The following is a 704-nucleotide window of genomic DNA, read 5'->3' on the forward strand; positions in this document are numbered from 1 at the left end:
AAAATTTTGGAAATTAAGAAATATTTTTGGTTGGTAATTATTTTAAAAAAAATAATGAATTTTGTAATAAAATTATTTATGTTTGGTAATGTAAGGGAAGTTATTGATAAAATAGTGAATATTGTAAATATTTTTGGAATGGAGATAGTTATTTTATTTATTTTATTAAGATAAATAAGTTTAATTTTATTATAATTTGTTTTTGTTAAGAAAAAAAGTGTAGTGTTAATAAATTTATGAGAAATTATTTGTAAAATAGTTTTATTAAGTTTAGGATTTGTTATAGAATTAATATTTATAATTATAAAATTTATATGAGATATAGAAGAATAGGTTATTTTTTTTTTAAATTATGTTGATTGGGAGATGTTGAAGTTGTATAAATTATTTGGATTGTATTGATTATTAATAATTAAGGAGAAAATATAGAATGAGTGTGGGGTAATAATTTTATATTGATTTGAATTAATTTATAGGTTTTTATTTTTAATAAGATTTTAGTGAGAAGTATATAGGTATTGTAATGTGTTTTATTGTGGGTGTTAGGTAATTAAGTATGTAAAGGTATAATTGGTGATTTGATGGTAAAAGTAATAAGAAATTTAATATAAAATAGTATTTTAAGTGTAATAGGATAGGATTTATTAGTTAAGAGTTTTAAATTTAATGTTGGTTTGTTTGAATTATATAAATTTATATTTAAA

The 704-nt window shown here is 17.6% G+C and carries 1 protein-coding gene; it reads right to left on the bottom strand.

Translation table 11 applies throughout. The features are described from left to right. Window positions 1-338, bottom strand: a 338-nt coding sequence (locus IE038_RS25620; RefSeq protein ID WP_498053051.1) for a proton-conducting transporter transmembrane domain-containing protein, incomplete at its 3' end; no start/stop codon positions are given. Window positions 339-704: the final 366 nt, after the last annotated feature.

The organism is Pseudomonas laurentiana (assembly GCF_014648275.1).
Taxonomy (GTDB): Bacteria; Pseudomonadota; Gammaproteobacteria; order Pseudomonadales; family Pseudomonadaceae; genus Aquipseudomonas; species Aquipseudomonas laurentiana.